The sequence below is a fragment of the Nonomuraea sp. NPDC003709 genome (assembly GCF_040610775.1).
GTDB classification, from domain to species: Bacteria; Actinomycetota; Actinomycetes; order Streptosporangiales; family Streptosporangiaceae; genus Nonomuraea; species Nonomuraea angiospora_A.
This window is the reverse complement of record NZ_JBEXMW010000021.1, coordinates 34317-56392: the sequence shown is the minus strand read 5'-3', so window position 1 is coordinate 56392 and position 22076 is coordinate 34317. Positions and strand designations below refer to the sequence as shown.

The following is a 22076-nucleotide window of genomic DNA, read 5'->3' as shown; positions in this document are numbered from 1 at the left end:
GGAATTCGGCTCGCCGCCTGAGCGTGGGGTCATCGTGAGGGTGCTGCGCCCCGCCGACCGAGGGAGGGGCCCGGTGCGGCTCGTCGTGAGCGGATCCGGCTGGCTGCCTGAGGTGGGGCCGTCGTGAGTGCCTTGGTCTCCCCGCCTGTGCTGCCGGCTCTGTTCGGTGGGTACGTGATCGTGCTCGGCCTGCGCGCCGGGCGTGGGGAGAGCCTGTGCTCTGGGCGTGAGGGAGGCCGGTCGATGACCGGGCCAAATGTCTCAGTGGGGACCGCTTCACAGGGGTGGATGCGGTCCTGGGAGCGCTCGCGCAGGCCGTGCTCGCCGTCTCAGTCGCTCAGTAGCTCGTCCAGGACGTCGGGCTTGTTGGTGATGATGCCGTCCACCTGGTAGTCCAGCATCCGCCGCATGGTGTCCGGGTTGTCCACCGTCCAGGCGAGCACCTGCATGCCGAGGGCGTGCACGCGCCGTACGTACGAGGCCGACAGCGAGGTGTACGGCGGGTTGATCTGGTCGGCGAACTTGGCCAGCCCCGGCAGGTCGGCGCTGGACGGCGTGCCGAGCAGCCCGATCGGCACGTCGGGCAGCAGGCGGTGGAAGGTCCGCATCGATGCCCAGCTGAACGACTGCACCACCAGCCGCCCCTCCGCCAGCCAGCCGGGATGGCGGCGCAGCTCCGCGGCCACGCGGGCCTCGATGCCGGGGTAGAGCTCCGGAGCCTTGATCTCCAGCAGCAGGTCCAGCCCCGAGCCGCTCATCTCGCTGAGCGTCTCGTCGAGCGTGGGCACCCGCTCGTCCTCGTACCCGTCGGAGAACCACGAGCCGGCGTCCAGCTTGCGGATCTGGTCGAGCGTGAGATCTCCGACGCGCCACGGCGCATGACCGGGGAAGACCCGCTCGACGTCGGTGGTGCGGGCCAGGGTCGTGTCGTGCATCAGGACCAGTTCGTGGTCCTTGGTCTCCTGGACGTCGAGCTCGAACACGTCCGCCCGCTGCTTGTCGGCCAGCTCGAAGGCGGCGATGGTGTTCTCGGGCGCGTACGCGGAGGCGCCCCGGTGCGCGACGTTGACGACGGCGGTGGCCGCCTCGGCAGGGGTCGTCAGGAGGGTGGACGAGATCACGATCATGACGGCGAGTCGCCTGAACATGGGTCTCCTCGGGTGGGGAGAGACAGTCGACTCGACGGTGACAAGATCTCATGACTGCTGGTTGATGGCAGAGTAACGGCCCGGTGCCCGACCGATGAGCATTCGACACGCGACCCCCGTGCCGGAGGAGCGAATCATGGAGTTCTAGCCTGAATGTCGTGAAGCATGGTGGGATGCTGGCCGTACTCCTGGCGGCCTGGTTCATGGCCCAGTTCGACTTCTTCGTGGTCAACGTGGCCGCTCCCTCCATCGAACGGGACCTGCACGCGGGCCCGGCCGCCCTCGAGCTGATCGTGGGCGGGTACGCCTTCACCTACGCGGCCGGCATGATCACCGGAGGCCGGCTCGGCGACCGCTACGGTTACCGGCGGCTGTTCATCTGGGGCGTGGTCGCGTTCACGATCGCGTCCGTGCTGTGCGGGATGGCCGTCAACCCGGTCCAGCTCGTGGCCGCCCGCCTGCTCCAAGGCCTGGCTGGCGCGGCGATGGTGCCGCAGGTGCTGGCCACGATCTCCGCGGCCTACTCGCCGTCGGAGCGGGCGCACGCCCTCGGCTGGTACGGCGTCGCGGGCGGCCTGGGCTCGATCGCGGGCCAGGTGCTCGGCGGCCTGCTGCTGACCGCCGACACGCTGGGGCTCGGCTGGCGGGTCATCTTCCTGATCAACCTGCCCGTCGGCCTGATCGTGGTGCCGCTGGCCAGCTGGCTGCTGCCCGAGGTCGAGACCGCCCGGCGGGCCAGGCTCGACGTGCCGGGCGCGGCGGGCCTGGCCGTCGGGCTGGCTCTGGTGCTGGTGCCGCTCGGCCTGGGCAACAGCCTGGGCTGGCCCGTCTGGACGTGGATCAGCATGGGGGCCGCGGTGCCCGTGTTCGTGCTGACCTGGCGGTGGCAGCAGGCGCTCGGGGCGCGCGGCGGGCAGCCGGTGCTCGACCTGGCGCTGCTCAAGGTCCACTCCTACCTGGCGGGTGTGGGCTCGATCGTCGCGTTCATGGCGTACTTCGCCTCGTTCATGTTCACGCTGACGCTGCTGCTGCAGGGCGGGCTGGGGCTGACGGCCTTCCAGGCGGGGCTGGCGTTCGCGCCGATGGGGGTGCTGTTCTCGGTCACGTCGATCCTGGGGACGCGACTGGTCAGAAGGTACGGGCTGATCGTCGTCGTGATCGGCGGCGTGATCATCGGGCTCGGACTGGCCCTGATGGTGGTCGGGGCCGGGCTGGGCCTGCCGTACATCATGGCCGCGCTCATGCTCGTCGGCTCGGGCAACGGGCTGGTCCTGCCGCAGCTCATCGGCGCGGCGCTGGTGGAGGTCGCCCCGCACCAGGCCGGCATCGGGTCGGGCATCCTCAGCACGGCGCAGCAGTTCGCGGGCGCGGGCGGCGTGGCGGTGATCGGCGCGGTCTTCTTCGCGGCGGCGGAAGGGGGGCACCACGTCACTGCCATGCGCTGGTCGGCGGGCATCGACCTGGGGCTCGTCCTCGTCGTGATCGCGTCGGTGGCCTACAACCGCCACCGCGCCGTCGTCACGAAACGGGCAGCGCGGTCCCGTACAAACGCGAGACGCGGATCCTGATCACCAGCCGCCGGTCCTCGACCATCTGCCGCAGGAAGGCGTACGGGTCGTCCATGTGCTGCTGCATGGCGAGGAGCTCCATGCCCACTTCGTCGCCCGGCTCGGCGCTCACCGGCGACAGCTCCGCCTGGCCCTCGGCGACGGCGTAGGACCAGAAGTCGTCGCTGGCCACGTAGAGGGCGCAGCGCGGGTCCTTGTGGAGCTGGCGGACCTTGAGCCGGTCGGCGATCGTGGAGATCCGCACCACGCGCTGGTCGGGGTCCCAGGTGTACAGGACGGTGGACAGGTGAGGGTGGCCGCTGCTCTTGTTCGTCGCCAGCGCGCCGAAGCGCTGCCCGGCCAGCAGCCGCGAGAGCTCCTCGTCGCCGAGGGACTGGGGGGCCGGGCCCGCGCCTGGCCCGTACGTTTGCGACATGCATCCTCTCCCTCGTGCAAATCCTGAAATATCAGCCTATCCCCATGTCGCCTGGCCCTGGAGGACCCAGTGTGCACGGGCTCGGCGACCCGCCCACCGGTAGGTTACGAGTCATGAATTTTGCTATTACCAGCGGATACGTTGTGCCGATCGACGGCGACCCCATCGACGGCGGCACCGTACTCGTCCAGGACGGGAAGATCACCGCCGTCGGCCGGGACGTGGCCGTGCCCGAGGGGACCCCCATCGTGGACGCCGCGGGCGGCTGGGTGCTGCCCGGTTTCGTCGAGGCCCACGGGCACCTCGGCGTGTACGAGGAGGCCGAGGGCTGGGCCGGTCAGGACACCAACGAGATGACCGACCCGAACGGCGCCCGCCTGCGCGCCCTCGACGCCATCAACCCCGCCGACCTGGCCTTCGCAGACGCGCTGTCCGGCGGCGTGACGACCGCGGTGATCAAGCCGGGCTCCGGCAACCCGATCGGCGGCCAGACGGTCGCGATCAAGTGCTGGGGCAGGTCCGTGGACGAGATGCTGGTCAAGGAGCCGGCCAGCGTCAAGAGCGCGCTCGGCGAGAACCCCAAGCGCGTGTACGGCGACCAGAAGAAGCTGCCGTCCACCCGGCAGGGCGTGGCGGCCGTGATCCGGGACGCGTTCATGAAGGCGCAGGACTACAAGGCCAGGCGGGCGGCGGCCGCCGACGAGGGCAAGCCGTTCGACCGGGACGGCACGCTGGAGATCCTGGTCCGCGTGCTGGACGGCGAGCTGCCCTGGTGCCAGCACACGCACCGGGCCGACGACATCTCCACCGCGCTCAGGCTGGCGGACGAGTTCGGCTACCGGCTGATCATCAACCACGGCACCGACGGCCACCTGCTGGCCGACACCCTGGCCGACAGGGACGTCCCCGTCATCATCGGCCCCCTCTTCACCAGCCGGTCGAAGGTCGAGCTGCGCCGGCGCTCGCTGCGCAACCCGGGCATCCTGGCGCGGGCGGGCGTGCGGCTGGCCATCACCACCGACCATCCCGTCGTGCCGATCCACTTCCTCGTCCACCAGGCCACGCTGGCGGTCAAGGAGGGCCTGGACCCGGCCGAGGCGCTGCGCTCGATCACCCTGAACCCGGCCCGGATCATGGGGATCGACGACCGGGTGGGCGCGCTCCGCCCCGGGCTCGACGGCGACGTCGTGATCTGGTCGGGGGACCCGCTGGACGTCATGAGCCGGGCGCTGCGGGTGTTCGTCTCCGGCCGGGAGGTGTACACCTACGCCGACGGCGAGGCCGTCGTGGCGGATCCGTATTACCGCGAATCAAGTGACCGTTAAGCGGCTGTAGATGCGGGGCGGGCATAGTGGTCGGACCAGCGAAAGGGAGGCACCACGATGCCAGTCCAGCGTCCCAGCAAGGCCCTCTTGATCGGCCTGGTCGTGTCCAGCGCCCTGGCGTTGATCGTGCTGACCGTCATGCTGCTGTCGGGCGGGCCCCTGGGGTTCGGGCTGTCCGCGCTGCTGGGCGTGGCGCCGCTGCCGGTGCTGCTGGCGGCCGTGCTCTCGCTCGACAGGCTGGAGCCCGAGCCGAAGCTGAACCTGGCGTTCGCCTTCGCGTGGGGCGCGGGGGTGGCGATCGTGCTCGGCGTCGCGCTGTCGTTCGTGGGGGAGGCGCTGTTCACCAGGGCCGGGTTCGGCGAGGCGGTCGTCGACGACGTGGGCACCGTCCTGCTGGCCCCTGTGATCGAGGAGGCGCTCAAGGGCTCGGCGCTGCTGCTGCTCCTGCGCAGGCGGCAGGAGATCGACGGGCTGACCGACGGCATCGTGTACGCCTCCATGGCCGGCCTGGGCTTCGCGGCCGTGGAGAACGTCGGCTACTACCTGCTCGCGTACAACGAGGACGGGGCCGGCGGGGCGCTGCAACTGTTCGTGATCAGGGGCCTCATCGACCCGCTCGGCCACCCCATCTACACCTCCATGATCGGCCTCGGTGTCGCCTACGCCCTGACCAGGCGCACCGCGGCCAGGTTCGCCGCGATCCCGCTCGGCTACCTGGGCGCGGTCTTCCTGCACGGTCTCTGGAACGGCTCCGCCACCACGGGCTCCCTGGCCTGGGTGGCCGCCGCGTACCTCGTGATCATGGGGGCGCTCATCCTGCTGATCACCGTGACCGTCATCGAACGCCGTCAGCTCGTCACCAGGATGGGCGTCTATTTGCCCGGTTACCAGCAGACCGGGCTGATCACGGAGGCCGACGTCAGGATGCTCAGCACGCTGTCCGGCCGCAAGGCGGCCCGCAAGTGGGCCAGGGGCGCCGGGCTCGGCCGGGCCATGGGCGACTACCAGCAGGCGGCGACCGAGCTGACCATGCTGCACCTGCGGGCCGAGCGCCAGGCCATGGACCCGGTCCGCTTCGCCGTGGAACGCGACGCGCACCTGGGCATGATGGCGAACGCCCGCCGCTGGTGACCCGGACGCTCCCTGGCAAAATGGGGTGAACCCTCGAAGGGAGAGCAGATGAGCTGGGTGGAGATCGGGTCCGAGACTGAGCTACGCGAATTGCTCGGCGAGGTCATGCCGAGGGCGGCGACCAAGGAGCGCGTACGGCTGCACGAGCGTGACCGGGAGTGGCTGGCGGCCTCCCCGTTCTGCCTGATCGCCACGTCGGACGACACGGGCGCCTGCGACGTCTCGCCCAAGGGTGACCCTGCCGGGTTCGTCCACGTCATCGACGACACCACGATCGCCATCCCGGACCGGCCGGGCAACCGCAGGGCCGACGGATTCCTCAACGTCCTGACGAACCCGCACGTCGGGCTCATCTTCCTGATCCCCGGCCGCAACGAGACCCTGCGCATCAACGGCCGGGCCAGGCTCATCCGCGAGGCCCCGTTCTTCGACGAGATGATCGTGAAGGGCCACCGCCCGCACCTCGCGCTCGTGGTGGAGATCGAGCAGATCTTCTTCCACTGCGCCAAGGCGTTCCTGCGCTCCTCGCTGTGGAAGCCGGACAGCTGGGAGCCCGAGGTCCTGCCCTCCCACGCGCGGCTCGTCAAGGACGTGCAGAAAGTGGAGGAAAGCCTCGAACAGCTTGAGAGCTACTACGGCAAGACCTACGCCGAGCGCCTCTACGGCTGACCTCGGAGCCCGCCGCTCGGCCCCGGGCCGGGCGGCGGTGCTTTCAAGGCGTTTCAGGCGTTTCAGGCGGCGGAGGTCGGACCGCCCGGGAAACGGATGACGTTGCGGCCGCTGTAGGCCCGCAGGTCGATCACCTTGGGATCGGCGGGCTGCTTGCGGCGGTCGGCCGAAGGAATCTCGCGGACCTTGTGCCTGGCGATGTGTGGCGGCACCACCACAAGCCTCTTCATCGTGAGCCCCCCGTGATGACTTTGTTATCTAGTTATCTACCGAAGGACCGATAAATCCGGCGTAAAGAGAGCACGTCAGTAGGGGAGTGTGCGGCCCGCCGGGGTCCGCAGGTCCAGCTCCAGAGCCGGCTTCGTGGGCCGCTTGGTCGTCGACTTCGTGACTCTGACGCGTTTCATGGCCTCCCCCTTCGGAAGCGCGTGTCCGCGCCGCCGGCCGGTGGCATGACGGGCGCCTGCCACCCGCCATGCGCGCCAACCTAACGGGCCACCACCGGCTCTCTCAATGCATTTCTACGAATGTCATGCTCCGGGCGTGAGCCGGGCCGTGACACCGATCCGGTTCCACGCGTTGATCATGGCCAGCGCCACGATGAGCAGTCCCAGCTGCTTCTCGCTGTAGTGCTTCGCGGCCTCCTCCCAGACCGCGTCCGGCACACCCGCGCCGTCGGCCAGCCTGGTCGCCTCCTCGGCCAGCGCGAGCGCGGTCCGCTCGGCCGGCGTGTAGACGGTCGCCTCCCGCCAGGCGGCCACCGACCAGAGGCGCTCGTCGCTCTCACCGGCCTTCTTCAGGTCGCGGCTGTGCATGTCCACGCAGTAGCCGCAGCCGTTGATCTGGCTGGCGCGCAACTTGATCAGCCCGAGGGTGGTGGTCGGCAGCTCGCTCTCGTGCAGCAGCTTCTCCACGGCCAGGAAGTGGTGGTACGCCTGCGGAACCTGCTGTGCGACGTTGATCCGCTGGGTCATGTGTCTCTCCTCAGTTCGTTTGTAGGAGGACGGGATGGGCCGCCCAGTTGTGACAACTTCCGCGAAGAAAGTGACATCTAACCCGCCATGGAGGCGCTGAGAGCGGGGGATCCCCAGCGCATCGGGGATTACTGGCTGGCGGGGCGGCTGGGTTCGGGCGGGCAGGGGGTCGTGTACGACGCCTACGACGCCGGCGGCAGCCGGGTCGCGGTCAAGGTGCTGCACGCGAACGGCGACCGCGCGATCCGCGACCGGTTCGCCAAGGAGGCCACGGCGGCGGGGCGGGTGTCATCGTTCTGCACGGCTCGCGTGCTGGCCACCGACCTGGAGGGGAGCAAGCCGTACCTGGTCTCGGAGTACGTACCGGGGCCGAGCCTGGGCGCGGCCGTGCGGGACGGGCGCCGGTTCGGCGGCGACGACCTGCACCGGCTGGCCACGGCGGTGGCGACGGCGCTGACCGCGATCCACGACGCCGGGGTCGTGCACCGCGACCTCAAACCGGACAACGTGCTGCTCGGACCCGACGGCCCACGCGTGATCGACTTCGGCATCGCGCGCACGATCGACATGTCGCTCACCAAGACCGGCGAGGTGTCGGGCACGCCGGCGTACATGGCGCCCGAGGTGTTCACGGGGCAGCGGGCGGGCGCCCCGGCCGACGTGTTCGCGTGGGGCGCGGTCATGGTGTTCGCCGCGACCGGGCACGAGCCGTTCGGCGCCGAGAACCTGGGCGGCGTCATGCACCGGGTGCTCTCCCACCGGCCCGACCTGAGCGCGCTGCCCCCGCGGCTGGCCGCGCTGGTCGAAGCCGCCCTCGACAAGGAGCCGGCGGCCCGGCCCGCGGCCCACGACCTGCTGCTCGCGCTGGTCAGCGGGACCGGCTCCGACATCAGGGGGCTGCTGGCGGCCGGCAGCCGGACCGCCCGGGACGTGCACGGTCCCGGCCACGCCGATCCCGCGCTCGGCACGATCGCGGAGGACGCCTACGAGTCGCTGGCTCCCGAGGAGCGGGAGGTCGCGGCCGAGGTGTTCCTGCGACTGGTGGCCGTGGACGGGGACGGGCACGAGGAGGGGCGGACGGCCGGGTACGAGGAGCTGTTCGGCGGGCGGTCCGAGCGCGAGTCGGCGGCGGTCAAGCGGGTGCTGGAGGCGTTCTCGTACGTGATCGCCGACGGGGACGGCTCGGTGGCGCTGTCGCGTCCCGGCCTGCTGCGCGCCTGGCCGAGGCTGCGCATGTGGGTGGACGCCGACCGCGACGGCCTGGCCCTGCTGAACACCGTCAACGCCGCGGCCCGGCACTGGGCGGGCAACGGCCGCCGCGACGCCGACGCGTTCCAGGGCAGCCGCCTGGAACAGGCGCTGAGCTGGGCCGCCACCGGACGCCGCCACGTTACGCTGACCCCGCTCGAACGCGACTTCCTGCGCGCCGGCACCGACCTGACCAGGCGCCGGGCCAGACGCCGGACGCTGACCACGGTCACGCTGGCCCTGCTGCTCGTGGTGGCGCTGGTGGCCGGCGGGCTGGCGGTCCGGCAGCGCCAGGAGACCGCCCGCCAGCGCGACATCCTCGCCGCCAAGCAGGTGGCCGCCGAGGCCGACCGCATGCGTACCGCCGACCCGGCCCTGGCGATGCTGCTCAGCGTGGCGGCCTGGCGGGTCTCGCCGGCACAGCCGGAGGCCCGCTCCAGCCTGATCGCCTCACTGCAGCAGCAGGAGGCCGCCGTCTTCCGCGAGCCGCCGGTCAAGGGCTCGGCCGAGCGGCTGCTCAGCCGCGACGGCCGCACGCTGGTCAGCGCCAGCGAGGGCGGGGTCAACGTGTACGACGTGCGCACCCACGAGCGCACGGCGAGCTGGCCCGAGATGAAGGTGAACGGGACGATCACCGGCACGCCCGCGCTGAGCCGCAGCGGCCGGCTGCTGGCCGAGACCTCCACGGAGGAGCTGGGTGTCTGGGACCTGAAGACCGGCAGGAAACTCCTCGAACGGCGCATTCCACCGGCGTTCGAGGGCGTCTACACCGCCGTGTTCGGCGAGCACGAGACCACGCTCACGCTGATGTACGCCAGTCAGGAGATCTACTACCTGCTTGACGTGTCCACCGGCAGGCGGTTCGGCAAGGGCGTCTTCGAACAGCGCGGCGAGGTGGCGGTGAACGATCCGCTCGTGGACCCCTCGGGCCGGCACCTGCTGCTGCCGGGAGGCCGCTTCGACCAGCGCTCGCTGCCGGGCTGGCGGGCCGAGCGACCCTTCCGCGCCTGCGTGACGCATCCTGACCTGGCGGCGTTCAGCCAGGACGGCAGGACGCTCGCCTGCGGCAACGGGACCGAGGTCGCGCTCGTGAACGTCGCCTCGGGCCGGGCCTTCGGCGTGGCGCTGACCTGCGAGGTCTGCGGATCGGAAAGCAAGCTGCGCTTCAGCCCGGACGGCCGTCATCTCGCGGCATACCGCGGCAGAGACGTGCAGGTCTGGGATCTGCGCACCCGCCGGGCGGCACTCGGCTACCGCGCCGAGGGGGAGCTGGCCGACGTCGCCTTCGACCCCGACGGCAGGACGCTGCGGTACGTCGTGGACGACGCCGTCGTCAGCCTGGACCTGCGGTCGCGTACGCACGTGACGGAGACGCCGGGCTCGGCCTTCCTCAGCCCGGACGGCCGGTGGGCGGCGCTCCAAGCCGGAAAGCGGCTTCGGATCTGGGACGTGCGCGCGGGCAAGGAGACCGGCAGCCTTCCCGTCGGCGATGACGACGGGGAACCCGCGGAGTTCCACGGAACGAGACTGGCCGTCTCGGACGCCAACGGCACGATCGCGCTCTGGGACGTGCGGACCCTCGCGAAGCTCTGGTCGACGCGGGTGTCCAAGCCGGCCGGTGCCGTCACCGACGTGCACTTCACCCGGGACGGGCGGCGGCTGGTGACGAACGTCGTGTTCCCCCAGAACCCGGTGGCCGAAGAAGTGATGCTCGACGCCGCCGACGGCCGCCTGCTGAGCTCGACCGACACCAGGTACCAGGGCGGGCCGTTGCTCCCGGGCGGTACGGCGTACGCGTCGCTGCTCGGCGGCAGGTTCGTCGACCTGCGCACCGGCAAGCCCGTGGGGGCCGGGTTCGGGGCCACGAACGCGATCGAGTTCAGCCGGAGCGGGCTCATGGCCGTGAACGAGGCGGCCACCGGGCGGATCGGGCTGTGGTCGGTGGACGGGCCGACCCGGCTGAGCCCCGCCCTGCCCCGGGCCGCCGACGACCTCCTCCTGTTGGCCTTCTCACCCGACGGCAGGACCCTGGCCTCCGTCACGGAGAAAGGCGCGCTCCAGCTCTGGGACGTCGAGACCAGGCGGCGGCTCGGCGGGTCCTACCGGCTGGGGGATGGCCCGGTGTCGCTGGCGTTCAGTGCGGACGGGGAGACGTTGCAGGCCGGGACCGACGAGGCCCTGCACGCGATTCCCGTGCGGAGTGAACGGGTCGCGCAGGAGGTGTGCGCGCGGGCCGGGCGTTCGCTGTCGGCCGACGAGTGGGGCCGGTACCTGGGCGGCGTGCCGTACCAGAACGTCTGCCCCTGACGGGACGCCGCCCTCCAGGGACCTCAGCCCTTGCAGTTGCCCCAGGTCTTGCGGCCGCCCCAGGCCTCGACGCGGTTGTCCGGGTCGCGGGTCCAGCCGGCGTACTTCACGCACTTCCACTTGCCGTCGATGTGGCCGGTCTCGGCGTAGAAGCGATACTTCTGCACGTCTTCCGCCCGGCCGCCGCCCCTGACCTCCAGGTAGGCGCCGGTGACCGTGCGCGTGCCCGTGTACGCGCTCTTGATGGCGGTCACGCAGTTCTTGCCGCTCCGCTTGTTGTACATCAGGTACACCTGCCCCAGCACCGCGCCCTCGCGGGTCTTCATCGCCCGCTGGCCGTCCTTGACACGATGGAAGCCGGGGCCGCAGACCCGCTCAGGGGAGAAGCGGGCCGTGGCCGCGTACGCGGAGGAGGGGGTGGCGACGATCCCGGCCGCGACCAAGGCCGTCGCGATGACCGTTCGGGTGAGCACGAGCTTCCCTTCGGCAGGGGTAATAAGGACAACGTCGATCTTTACTGTGCCTTGACCGAAATATCAAGGGGTTGTGGTAAATGCCGCTTATCGCGGTGTGCGCGGCCTGGGCCGTGTTCTGGGGCTCCTGGTCGGCCCTCCTGCCTGCCATCAAGCTGGATCTGGGCATCTCGGCGGGGGACCTGGGACTCGCGCTGAGCGCCGTACCCGTGGGGGCCCTGCCCGCGATGGCGCTGACCGGGCGGCTGGTGCGGGGGCGCGAGCGGACCGCCCTGCTGGTGACGACGGCATTGTTCGGGCTCAGCGTGGCCGGGATCGGGCTGGTGGCCACGCCCTGGCAGCTCGCGCTGTCGCTGCTGCTCGTCGGGGCGACCAGCGGGGCGCTCGACATCGCCCTGAACCTGGCCACGGGGCGCGCCGAGCGCGAGACGGGCCGCCGCCTCTTCCAGCCCGTCCACGCGGCCTTCCCGGTCGCGGTCATAGCGGCGTCCCCCGCCACCGGCCTGGCCCGATCCCTGGGTCTGAGCGTCGGCACGGTCCTCGTGATCATCGCCCTGATCGTGATCGCCACGTCCCTGACGGTGCTGGCGCTGCCCGCGGGCGAGGGAGCGTCCGCCTCGTCCGGCGGCCCGGACAGGCGGGCGCTGTGGGGCGCCGCGGTCGTGGTGGGGGCGCTGGCGGCCTGCGTCCTGGTCATCGAGAACTCGGTCGAGCAGTGGTCGGTGCTGCTGCTGGAGGAGCACCGTGGGGCCACACCCCTGGTGTCGAGCGCCGCGCCGTCCGTCTACATGGCGGCGCTGACGGCCGGGCGGCTCATCGTACAGGCGCTGCCTCGGGTGCCGCTGCGGGCGTTGTACCTGGTGGCGGGGGTGGGCGGCGGCGCGGGCATCGCCCTGGCGGGGCTGGGCGGCACCGTGCTCGCCTCGATGGCGGGCTTCGCGGTGACCGGGCTGGCGCTGGGCCCGCTGGTGCCCGCCCTCCTCAGCCGGGCCGCCGCCGACGACCCGAGCGGAACGCTGGTGTGGGGGGTGTCGACGATCTCGTACGCGGGGTTCGTGATCAGCCCGCTGCTCGTCGCGGCTCTGAGCGGATGGCTCGGCCTGCCCTCCGCCCTGGCCCTCCTCGGCCTCCTGGGCCTGCCATTGGTGGCCCGCGTCGCCCGGCCCTGACCGACTTCGAGGGACATTTGGGGAAATTGGTGGGCCTTTGAGGAAGAGAGGCCATAGAACCGGGTATCCCCCCGGCGGAATGGACTGTAGGAGGGATCACCATGGCTGTCTGCGAGACGTGCGGAAATGACTACGACATGGCGTTCGAGGTGCATGCGCAGGGAGCTGTGCACACCTTCGACTGCTTCCAGTGTGCGATCGAGGCGATGGCGCCCATCTGCGAGCACTGTGGCACCAAGGTCATCGGGCATGGGGTGCAATCGGGCGAGCACTGGTACTGCTGTGCGCATTGTGCGCGCGAGGAAGGCAGCCAGGGCCTCGTCGACCGCATCATGGCCACCACCGGCCGCTGACCCACCCCGCCCCCGGGCGCGGGCGGGTTACGGGAGCAGGGTGCGGATGCGGGTGATGGCCTCCTCAAGAGGGCCCGGGGGGAGCGGGGCGGCGAGGTCGACGGTGATGTGGCCGTTCTTGGCCTCCCAGACTCCCGCGACCCGCCCCTCGTGGACGACCACAGGGGAGATCCACCCCGCCTGACGGCTCACCTTGGGCTTGAGGGGCGGCGGGATCAGCGGGGCGAGGCCGCGCGGGGCGCCGAGGATGTACTGGTCGAAGCCCGGCAACAGGTGGACCTCGGCCGACGGGCCGGTGGCGGCGAGGTCGTCGAGGTGCTCGGTCAGGGCCAGCAGGGTCTGGCCGTCGTCGGTCTCCACCTCGGTCAGCTCGGGCGCCAGGTCGCGGAACCATCCCTTCAGCACCGTCTTCTTCGCCACGCCGCCGAACAGCCACGTGTCGAACATCTCCGGCGTCGCCGGCCCGTGCGCCCCCAGGAACGCGCGCGCCACCCGTACGCCGGCCTCCTCGTAAGGCGGCAGCGCGGCGGGCCATCCGGCGAGCCAGGTGCGCGGGGAGGTGAAGGTGACCCTGCCGTCGCGGGGCGGGCCGTAGCAGAGCTCGCCCAGGCGGCTCAGCGGCTTGAGCAGGGCGCCCCAGCCGGACGTGAGCGCCTCCCGCAGATGAGCGTCCCCGGTCACCGTCACCACGGCGTCGACGAGCTCCTCCCTGGTCAGCGCCGCCCCACCCGGCGCCCCGTCGCGCAGGGCGCGGGGGACCGCGTCGATGATCGCCGCGATCTCGTCGGCGGTGACCCCGTGGCCGCGCTGCCACGAGCCCTTCTCCCAGAAGCGCAATGTGCCCAGGGCCGCGCAGAAGTCGGCCAGCTCGTCGGCGGGGAGGAGGTGGAGGGTGCCCCGCATGATCCACGTCTTGACCAGCGTGCGGTCGCTCCACAGGGCCTGGTCGATGCCGCCCGGGTCGGGCTTGTCGCTCCGGACCGCCACCGCGAGCTGGGCCGAGGAGGCGACCTGTGCCTGGACGCCGCACAGCCGCCGGGCGACCGCCACGGGATCGGGCGCGTCCGGCTCGCTCACGAACTGTCTGCGCAGGCGCCAGGCCAGGATCTGCGGCCAGGTCAGCTTGGTAGTCACGCGTCCACTTCTACACCCGGCCGCCGACACTTCCGAACGGGTCAGCCGGTGAAGCCGATGTCCTCGTAGCGGAGGTCGTAGAAGCCGCGGGCTCCCACGTTGGCCAGCGTCTGGCGGGCGGCGACGTTCTGCGGCCGCTGGTAGAGCGGCAGCACGTTGACCTCCTGCCAGATCAGCGCATCCGCCTCGTTGGCCGCCGCGCGCGCCCGCACCGGGTCGAGGCTCTGGGCAGCGCGGTTCATGGCCTGGTCGATGGCGGGCGAGCCGGTACGGCCGAAGTTCGCGTTCCAGGTCTTGCCATCGGCGGAATTGGCATAAATCCCGAAACTGCTGGAAACCGGGAAAGGCGTCCCGATGTACGCGAAGGGCGTGATGTCGAAGTTGCCGGGGATGACGTACTTGGTGAAGAAGTCATCGCTCGGCACGGCCTGAATGGTCAGCTTCACGCCGATCTGGGCGAGCATGGTCTGCGCCAGCTCCCCCTCCGCCTTGCTGATCTGAACCCCCGACGGCACCACGAACCGCAGCTCCAGCACCTTGCCGTTCTTCTGCCTGAACGAGCCGCTCAGCTTCCACCCGGCCGCGTCCAGGAGCCGCCGCGCCTGACCGGGGTCGTACGCCCCGAGCTTCCCGGCGTTGTCCTGGTAGCCCTCCTGGGTGTTCATGAAGAAGTGGTTGTTCAGCAGGGCGATCGGCCAGTCGAGGCCTTGGAGGTCCGACTGCGCGATGGCCTGGCGGCTGATGCCCAGCTGGACGGCCTGCCGGACGTTGCGGTCCTTGAGCAGCTCGCTGGACCCGTTAAAGGTGAAATGCCGGAAATCGGGGCCAGCCGCCTGCCGCACCTGCGCCCCCGGCGTGCCCTTCGCCCGCGCGTAGTCGGGCGCCGACGGCCCCACGTCGATGAGGTCGAGCTCCCCGTTGCTGAACGCCGAGATCAGCGAGTCCTGCTCCGACGACCGATAGATGATCTTGTCGAGCTTCGCCCGGTTCCCCCACCAGGAGTCGTCCCGCACGATCGTGATCGTCTTCGCCGTCTGGTCGAACCCCCCGAACCTGAACGGCCCGGCCGTCATCGGGATCTTGTTCAGCCAGGCGTTGTCGAAGGCCTCGGGCGTCCGGTTGGTGGCGGCGGGCAGCAGCGGCCCGAACAGCGCCTGCCAGTCTCCGAACGGCTTGTCGAACGTCACCACCACCTCGAAGTCGTCCTTCCCCCGCGCCACCTTCTCGATGTCCTGGTAGCCGGTGGACGAGGCGATGTGGAAGGCGGGGTTGCGCCCGTTCAGCGCGTGCCACTGGGCCTCGTAGTCGCCCCAGGTGATCGGCTTCCCGTCGGACCACTTCGCCTTCGGGTTCAGCTTGTACGTGACCACCTGCTTGGGCCGCTGGGCGGTCACCTCGGCGTCGAGCACGTAGTTGCGGTCGACCGAGATCTCCGCCTTCTCGTCGGAATGGAACGGCGAGGGCAGCAGCGCGTTGCTGACCACGGCGGCCATGGCCAGGTTGCCGTCGACGTGGTTCCTGTTCCACTGCGCGGGGAACTCGTTGATGCCCCACCGCAGCGTCCCACCGTCCTTGACCTTGTCGCGCGGCCGCGGGTTGATGTCGTAGGCCTTGATCGTACGTTCGTCACCGCCGCTCTCCCGGCCCGGCCCGCTCCCCGTGCCCTTGCCGCAGCCCGCCAGGCACAGCGAGCCCGTGACAACGGCGGCCACGACAAGACGTGATGCTTTCATCGAGAGAATTCCTCCTGGTCAGAGCGAGGTCTATACGACTTCGCGCCTCTCGGCGTAATGGCAGGCCGCCCCCTGGTCCTCGCCCAACGGACGCACCTCGGGCTCGACGTCCACGCAGAGCCTGCGTTGTTCGTCGGTGAGCTCGCCGCGGAACTTCGGGCACCTGGTGCGGAATCGGCAGCCCGTCGGAGGGTTGGCCGGGCTGGGCAGGTCGCCTTCGAGCAGGATCCGCTCCCGGGCGCGCTCGCGTACCGGATCGGGCAGCGGGATCGCCGACAGCAGAGACTGCGTGTACGGGTGCGCCGGGGCGTCGAACACGGCGTCCACCTGGCCGATCTCGGCGATCCTGCCGAGATACATCACCGCCACCCGGTCGGCGATGTGCCGCACGACGGCCAGGTCGTGCGCCACGAACAGGTAGGACAGCTCCAGCCGGGCCTTCAGCGAGCCGAGCAGGTTGATCACCCCGGCCTGGATCGACACGTCCAGCGCGGAGACCGGCTCGTCCAGCACCAGCAGCCGGGGCTCCAGGGCCAGCGCCCTGGCGATGCCGATGCGCTGCCGCTGGCCGCCCGAGAAGTCCTGCGGGTAGCGGGCCGCGTGGGAGGCGTCGAGCCCGACCAGGGCGAGCAGCTCGGCGATGCGCCGCCCGGGGCGCCGCCGCCCGTGTGTACGCAGCGGCTCGGCCAGGATGTCGTGCACCGTCATGCGCGGGTCGAGCGAGGCCAGCGGATCCTGGAAGACGACCTGCATGTCGCGCCGGATCGCCTTGCGCTCGGGGCCGCTCAGCCGCGCGGTGTCGCGTCCGAGCACGACGATGCGCCCGCTCTGGGGCGCGGCCAGCTCCAGGATCTGCGTCAGCGTGGTCGTCTTGCCGCTGCCCGACTCGCCGACCAGCCCCAGCGTCTCGCCCTGCCGGATGTCGAAGCCGACCCCCGCCACCGCGTGCACCGTGCCCACCCTGCGCTTGAAGATCGCGCCCTTGAGCAGCGGATATTCCTTGACCAGGCCGTGCACCTCGAGCACCGTGCGCTCGCCGCGCTCGCGCCGTCCCGGTTCGACGGGGACGAGGACGGGCTCGCGGGGGCGTACCTCCTGCCAGCGGATGCAGGCCGCCCGGTGCCCCGCCCCCACGTCGAACAGCGGCGGCTCGCCCTCGTCGCAGGCGTCGATCTTCATCGGGCAGCGCGGCGCGAACGGGCACCCGGGCGGCAGCGCCTCGGGGGAGGGCGGGCTGCCCTCGATGGGCGCCAGCGGCTGCCGCGCGCCCCGGTCCACGCGCGGGATCGAGCCGAGCAGGCCCACCGTGTACGGCATCCGCATCCCGTAGTAGATGTCGTCCACGTCGCCGACCTCGACGGGACGCCCGGCGTACATGACCAGCACCCGGTCGGCGAACCCGGCCACGACGCCCAGATCATGCGTGATCATGATGATCGCGGCGCCGGTCTTCCGCTGCGCCTTCTTCAGCACCTCCAGCACCTGTGCCTGGATGGTGACGTCGAGCGCGGTGGTCGGCTCGTCGCAGATGATCACGTCGGGGTCGTTGGCGATGGCCATCGCGATCACCACGCGCTGCCGCATGCCGCCGGAGAACTCGTGCGGGAAGGCCAGCGCCCGCTCGGCCGGCCGCGGGATGCCCACGAGCTCCAGCAGCTCGACGGCCTTGACCATGGCCGTCTCTTTGCTCACCCGCTGGTGCACGCGCACCGCCTCGGCGATCTGGTCGCCGACGCGGTAGACGGGGGTGAGCGCCGAGAGCGGGTCCTGGAACACCATCGAGATGGTCTTGCCGCGGAAGGACGTCAGCTCCCGCTCGGGGGCCCCGATCAGCTCCTTGCCGTGCAGCCGTACGGACCCGGTGACGCGCGCCCCCGGTGGCAGCAGCCCCATGACGGCCGCCGAGGTGACCGATTTGCCCGACCCTGACTCGCCGACGATGCCCAGGACCTCGCCGGGCTCCACGTGGTAGCTCACCCCGCGTACGGCCGGCACGCCGCCGAACGACACGTTGAGGTCGGTGACCTCGAGGACCGGGCTCATCGCCGCCTCCTCCGCGAGGTCGAGGGGTCGAACGCGTCACGCAGCGCGTCGCCCATGAGGTTGACCGCGAGCACGGTGACCACCAGCAGCCCCGCCACGAACCAGAACGTCCACGGCGCGTAGACCGCCGTCCTGGACCCGTCGGCGATGAGCGTCCCGAACGACACGTCGGGCGGCTGGATGCCGAACCCGAAGTACGACAGCGAGGTCTCGGTGAGGATCGCGCTGCTGACGTTGAGCGTGGCGTCCACGATCAGCAGCGACGACAGGTTGGGGATCACGTGGCGGAAGATGATCCGTACGGGGGACACGCCCATGAAGCGGGCGGCCTGGATGAACTCCCGCTCCTTCAGCGAGATCGTCATCCCCCTGACGATCTTCGAGGTGACCATCCACAGGAACAACGCCAGCATGACCACGAACAGCGGCCACTGCCCGGCCTCGAACAGCGGCGACATGATCGCCAGGATCAGGAAGCCGGGCAGCACGAGCAGCAGGTCGGTCACCCAGTTCAGCGTCCGGTCCGTCCACCCCAGGAAGTAGCCCCCGAACGCGCCCACCACGGCCGACAGCGCCGTGGAGATCAGGGCCGCGAGCAGCCCCACGACCAGCGACTTCTGCATGCCGCGCAGCGTGACCGCGTAGACGTCGGCGCCGGTTTGGAGCGTTCCGAACCAGTGGGTGGCCGACGGCGGCTGCATGAACGCGGTGAAGTCCTTGTCGGTGTACGTCCACCTGGAGAAGATCGGCCCCGCGAACGCCAGCAGGAACATCGCTGCCAGCACCGCGAACCCGACCCGCCCCTGCGGGGAGCGGAAGAACCGCCCGGCCACCACCCGCAGCCGGGACGGCGCCGTGGCCGCCGTGCCGTCGGTCAGCTCCTCGGCGAGCTCCTCGTCGGAAAGCGTCATCACGCCCGCACTCTCGGGTCGAGCGCCGCGTGCAGCAGGTCGGAGACCAGCGCGGAGCACAGCACGGCAACGGCGGCGAGAAGGGAGATGGCCGCGACGGTGTTGACGTCGTTGCTGAAGATGGAGTTGATCAGTTGCTCGCCCAGCCCGTGCCAGCCGAAGATCTTCTCGGTGAAGGTCGCCCCCGTCAGCAGCGCCCCGAACGTGAACGCGAAATAGGTCACGACCGGGATGAGCGCGGTCCGCAGCGCGTGCTTGACGAGCGCCCGGCGCCTGCTCAGCCCCTTGGCCAGGGCGGTGCGGACGAAGTCGGCGCCCTGCACGTCGAGCATCATGTTGCGCTGGTAGCGGCTGAAGACCGCGACGAGCCCCACCGACAGCGAGATCGTCGGCAGGATCAGGTGTTGCAGCCGGTCGACCACGTGCCCCCAGAACCCGGCCTCCAGCCCGTCGGTGTACTCGCCGCTGACCAGGAACACCGAGCGGCCGAACACGTTCTCGTTGGCCCAGGCGGCGACCAGGATCAGCATGTTGGCCAGCACGACCACCGGCACGGCCAGCACCACGAAGGACAGGGCGGTCGAGATCCGGTCGAACCAGCCGTACTGGCGGACCGCCGCGAAGGCGCCCACCAGCACCCCGAGCAGGCTCCCGAACAGCATCCCCAGCACGACCAGCCGGGCCGTCACACCCATGCGCCGCTTGAGATCCTCATTGACCGGGGCGCCCCCGACGGACTTGCCGAAGTCGCCGCGCATCACCCCGCTCGCCCAGGTGGCGTAGCGCTGCAGCAGCGGCGTCTTGTCGTTGAGGTTGAGCGCCGTGAGCTGCGCGTCCACGACCGCGGGCGGAGGTTTTGGCGTGCGGTCCGCGTAGTTGGAGCGGGGATTCAGAGCCGTGGCAGCCAGAAGGTAGGCGAGACTGGCGGCCACTACGACCAGCACGGCGTAGTTGAGCAGCCTGCGGGCCAGAAACCCCGCCATCGTGCTCCCCCTCCGACGCGCACCGCACGTAGTTATATTGCTACACCATGTGACGGGTCGCGCGCAGGGAACCGCCGAAGATGGTCGCCTCTGGAGATGGTCAGCGTCCGGAAAGCTCGTCCACGGCGGTGCGGACGTCCTCGCTCGTGATCGTCGTCAGGTCGGCGGAGCTGGCGGACCCGCCGCGCGAGGCATGGGCGGCCAGCCGCACGTCGCGGCGCATGGCGGCGCGCTCGAACAGCGACCTGGCGAAGCGGCCGTTGCCGAGCCCGTCGATCAGCCGCTCCTCGCACACCCAGGCGAACACGTCGTCGAGGTCGCGCAGCGCCTCCTCGTCGAAGGTGTCGCCGGCCTTCCCGGCCAGCAGCACCGCGATCTCGGACAGCTCCTGCGGCGAGTAGCTGGGGAAGCCCACCCGCTGGTTGAAGCGGCTGGCCAGGCCGGGGTTGGTGGACAGGAACGCGTCCATCTCGCGCTCGTAGCCGGCCAGCACGATGACGAGCCGGTCGCGGTCGTCCTCGGCCCGCTTGAGCAGCGTCTGCACGGCCTCGGCGCCGAACGCGTCGCCGCCCTGGTAGCCGGGGTTGACCAGGCTGTAGGCCTCGTCGATGAAGAGCACGCCGCCCAGGGCCCGGTCGACCAGCTCGTTGGTCTTGATCGCGGTGGCGCCGAGGTGCTGGCCGACCAGGTCGGCGCGGTGCGCCTCGACCACGTCGGGCCTGGCCAGCAGGCCGAGCGCGGCGAAGATGCGGCCGATGACCCTGGCGACCGTGGTCTTGCCGGTGCCGGGCGGGCCGACGAACACGAAGTGCCGCATCTGCGGCGGCGTGGGCAGCCCGCGCTCCTGTCGCATGCGCGCCATCTGGAGCTGGGCCGCGATGGCGTGGACCTGCCGCTTGACGGGCGCGAGGCCCGCCATCCTGTCGAGGTCGGCCAGCGCCTCCTCCAGCGTGGGCGTGGCGACGTAGCCGCGGAAGCGCGCGGTCAGCTCCTCGAACGCCTTGGTCACGTCGGGCGTGGTGGTGGTCACCAGGTCCTCGGTGGTCGGGGTGCCGCCCGCGCCCACCACGCGCACGTCACGGGCCTGCGCGGCGGCCTCGACCAGGCTGCGCGCGAACCTGGCGTTGCCCAGCTCGTCGACCAGGCCGCGCCGGTGCACGTCCTCGAACAGGCCGAGCAGCACCCGCCTGGTCTCGGCGTCCATCGTGTCGCCCCGTCGCCGCTGGAGCAGCCCGGTGACCTCGACCAGCTCGGTGGGGGAGTAGCCGGGGAAGCGCACCCGGGTGGCGAACCGGCTGGCCAGCCCGGGATTGCTGGACAGGAACGCGCCCATCTCCTGCTCGTAGCCGGCCAGGATGATGATCAGCCGCTCGCGGTCGTCCTCGGCGCGCTTGAGCAGCGTCTGCACGGCCTCGGCCCCGAACCTGTCGGGCTGCCCGTCGGAGGAGTTGACCAGCCCGTACGCCTCGTCGATGAAGAGCACGCCGCCCAGGGCCCGGTCGACCAGCTCGTTGGTCTTGATCGCGGTCGCGCCCAGGAACTCGCCCACCAGGTCGGCCCGCTGCGCCTCGACCACGTAGGGGGTCTCCAGCAGGCCGAACGCGTAGAAGATCTTGGCGAGCGCGCGGGCGACGCTGGTCTTGCCGGTGCCGGGCGGGCCGAGGAAGACGAAGTGCCTGGTGGGCCGCTCGGTGGTGTAGCCGGCCTCGGCGCGCAGCCGGGACGCCTCGATGGAGGCGGCGATCGAGCGCACCTGCTCCTTGACGGGGGCCAGGCCGACCATGCTCTCCAGCTCGCTGAGCGCCTCCTCGACGGAGATCTGCGGGAGCCCGCCCTGCCTGTCCTGGGGGGACTCGGGCCTGCCCTCGCGCGCCCTGACGCGTACCGGCTGGTCCTCGGCCGCGGCGCTCTCCGCCTTGACCCTGCGGGCCAGCACGAACCGGTAGACCAGCACCGCGGCGGCCACCGCGTACGCCACCCAGACCGCCACGTTCGCCGAGACGAACGAGAGCGGCACGGCGAGCACGCCGGCGGGAGCGAGCGCCAGCAGCGTGGTCACCCACGGCGCCACCCAGCGGATGAGGTGGGCGCCCCCGGCGGCGGGCAGGGCCAGCGCGACCATCAGGTGCACCGAGCCGGAGCCCGCGGGGAACAGCCCGGAGAAGATCGGCAGCGTCAGCACGACCCAACCCGCGACCACCAGCACGGTGGCGGCGGCGCGGGGGAAGCGCATGGTCAGCGCGACGAACGCGAGCCCCAGCAGGACGAGGGGGAAGGTGTTGAGCAGATTCCACCCGAGCGCCGCCCCCAGGCCCATGATGGCGACCAGCACCACCACGTAGAGGACCCGGCGCACGGCCGGGGGAATCTGGTAATAACGCAGCCGAACCTTCTCGAACAGATCCCGCGCCGCGACCCGCCCCGCGGCCTGGGCCCTGCCGGACTCCTGCATCACGCCTCCCCGGTCCGCCCCCGGTTATACCGCACCGGAC

Annotated in this window: 18 protein-coding genes; 7 read left to right on the top strand and 11 right to left on the bottom strand. The window is 71.0% G+C overall.

Translation table 11 applies throughout. From position 1 onward, the window contains the following. Window positions 1-329: 329 nt before the first annotated feature. The gene (locus ABZX61_RS46615) at window positions 330-1148 is read right to left on the bottom strand and encodes a glycerophosphodiester phosphodiesterase family protein (RefSeq protein ID WP_355204634.1); all 819 of its coding nucleotides are present in this window, start codon (window positions 1146-1148) and stop codon (window positions 330-332) included. 158 nt (window positions 1149-1306) lie between these two features. On the opposite strand from ABZX61_RS46615, the gene ABZX61_RS46610 reads away from it, so the two are divergent. Next, window positions 1307-2716 (top strand): MFS transporter, encoded by a 1410-nt coding sequence (locus ABZX61_RS46610; protein ID WP_350739216.1) that lies wholly within the window; start codon window positions 1307-1309, stop codon window positions 2714-2716. Here the strand turns inward: ABZX61_RS46610 and ABZX61_RS46605 are convergent. Then, a complete protein-coding gene (locus ABZX61_RS46605; protein WP_355204631.1) occupies window positions 2667-3131 on the bottom strand; it encodes a PPOX class F420-dependent oxidoreductase in 465 nt (154 codons plus the stop codon). The genes ABZX61_RS46610 and ABZX61_RS46605 overlap by 50 nt on opposite strands. A gap of 113 nt (window positions 3132-3244) precedes the next feature. Here ABZX61_RS46605 and ABZX61_RS46600 point away from each other — a divergent pair, with 113 nt between their 5' ends. The 3 genes from ABZX61_RS46600 to ABZX61_RS46590 are packed head-to-tail and all read left to right on the top strand — an operon-like array spanning window position 3245 to window position 6256. After that, window positions 3245-4456, top strand: coding sequence for an amidohydrolase (locus tag ABZX61_RS46600; protein ID WP_355204628.1), 1212 nt, complete (start codon window positions 3245-3247; stop codon window positions 4454-4456). A 57-nt stretch (window positions 4457-4513) separates the two neighbouring features. Continuing rightward, a complete protein-coding gene (locus tag ABZX61_RS46595; RefSeq protein ID WP_350739207.1) occupies window positions 4514-5587 on the top strand; it encodes a PrsW family intramembrane metalloprotease in 1074 nt (357 codons plus the stop codon). 48 nt (window positions 5588-5635) lie between these two features. After that, window positions 5636-6256 (top strand): pyridoxamine 5'-phosphate oxidase family protein, encoded by a 621-nt coding sequence (locus ABZX61_RS46590; RefSeq protein WP_355204625.1) that lies wholly within the window; start codon window positions 5636-5638, stop codon window positions 6254-6256. A 62-nt stretch (window positions 6257-6318) separates the two neighbouring features. On the opposite strand, the gene ABZX61_RS46585 is transcribed toward ABZX61_RS46590, so the two are convergent. Both ABZX61_RS46585 and ABZX61_RS46580 read right to left on the bottom strand, forming a co-directional pair. Next, window positions 6319-6486: a hypothetical protein gene (locus ABZX61_RS46585; protein ID WP_350739201.1), complete on the bottom strand. Its 168-nt coding sequence runs from the start codon at window positions 6484-6486 to the stop codon at window positions 6319-6321. 300 nt (window positions 6487-6786) lie between these two features. Beyond that, window positions 6787-7230, bottom strand: coding sequence for a carboxymuconolactone decarboxylase family protein (locus ABZX61_RS46580; protein ID WP_355204622.1), 444 nt, complete (start codon window positions 7228-7230; stop codon window positions 6787-6789). Between the two features lie 87 nt (window positions 7231-7317). Here ABZX61_RS46580 and ABZX61_RS46575 point away from each other — a divergent pair, with 87 nt between their 5' ends. Next, on the top strand, window positions 7318-10785 hold the full coding sequence (locus tag ABZX61_RS46575) for a WD40 repeat domain-containing serine/threonine protein kinase (protein ID WP_355204620.1): 3468 nt from the start codon (window positions 7318-7320) through the stop codon (window positions 10783-10785). Window positions 10786-10808: 23 nt separating this feature from the next. Here the strand turns inward: ABZX61_RS46575 and ABZX61_RS46570 are convergent, their stop codons facing one another. Next, window positions 10809-11258 carry a hypothetical protein gene (locus ABZX61_RS46570; protein WP_355204618.1) on the bottom strand — a complete coding sequence of 150 codons (450 nt, stop codon included), beginning with the start codon at window positions 11256-11258 and terminating at the stop codon, window positions 10809-10811. Window positions 11259-11338: 80 nt separating this feature from the next. Between ABZX61_RS46570 and ABZX61_RS46565 the strand changes: the two genes are divergently transcribed. Both ABZX61_RS46565 and ABZX61_RS46560 read left to right on the top strand, forming a co-directional pair. Then, on the top strand, window positions 11339-12427 hold the full coding sequence (locus tag ABZX61_RS46565) for an MFS transporter (RefSeq protein ID WP_355204616.1): 1089 nt from the start codon (window positions 11339-11341) through the stop codon (window positions 12425-12427). Window positions 12428-12528: 101 nt separating this feature from the next. Further along, the gene (locus ABZX61_RS46560) at window positions 12529-12780 is read left to right on the top strand and encodes a hypothetical protein (RefSeq protein WP_350739188.1); all 252 of its coding nucleotides are present in this window, start codon (window positions 12529-12531) and stop codon (window positions 12778-12780) included. A 27-nt stretch (window positions 12781-12807) separates the two neighbouring features. Here ABZX61_RS46560 and ABZX61_RS46555 read toward each other — a convergent pair whose 3' ends face one another. The 6 genes from ABZX61_RS46555 to ABZX61_RS46530 form a co-directional block, all read right to left on the bottom strand. Continuing rightward, on the bottom strand, window positions 12808-13914 hold the full coding sequence (locus tag ABZX61_RS46555; RefSeq protein ID WP_355204614.1) for a winged helix DNA-binding domain-containing protein: 1107 nt from the start codon (window positions 13912-13914) through the stop codon (window positions 12808-12810). A gap of 41 nt (window positions 13915-13955) precedes the next feature. Further along, entirely contained in the window at window positions 13956-15647 is a 1692-nt protein-coding gene (locus ABZX61_RS46550) for an ABC transporter family substrate-binding protein (protein ID WP_355204612.1), read from the bottom strand. A gap of 30 nt (window positions 15648-15677) precedes the next feature. After that, window positions 15678-17690 carry an ABC transporter ATP-binding protein gene (locus ABZX61_RS46545; RefSeq protein ID WP_355204610.1) on the bottom strand — a complete coding sequence of 671 codons (2013 nt, stop codon included), beginning with the start codon at window positions 17688-17690 and terminating at the stop codon, window positions 15678-15680. Beyond that, entirely contained in the window at window positions 17687-18601 is a 915-nt protein-coding gene (locus ABZX61_RS46540) for an ABC transporter permease (protein WP_350739333.1), read from the bottom strand. Before ABZX61_RS46540 ends, ABZX61_RS46545 begins: the two co-directional genes overlap by 4 nt. Further along, window positions 18601-19584, bottom strand: a complete 984-nt coding sequence (locus ABZX61_RS46535) for an ABC transporter permease (RefSeq protein WP_355204607.1) — start codon at window positions 19582-19584, stop codon at window positions 18601-18603. Before ABZX61_RS46535 ends, ABZX61_RS46540 begins: the two co-directional genes overlap by 1 nt. A 100-nt stretch (window positions 19585-19684) precedes the next feature. Further along, window positions 19685-22036 (bottom strand): AAA family ATPase, encoded by a 2352-nt coding sequence (locus ABZX61_RS46530; protein WP_355204604.1) that lies wholly within the window; start codon window positions 22034-22036, stop codon window positions 19685-19687. Window positions 22037-22076 lie beyond the last annotated feature (40 nt).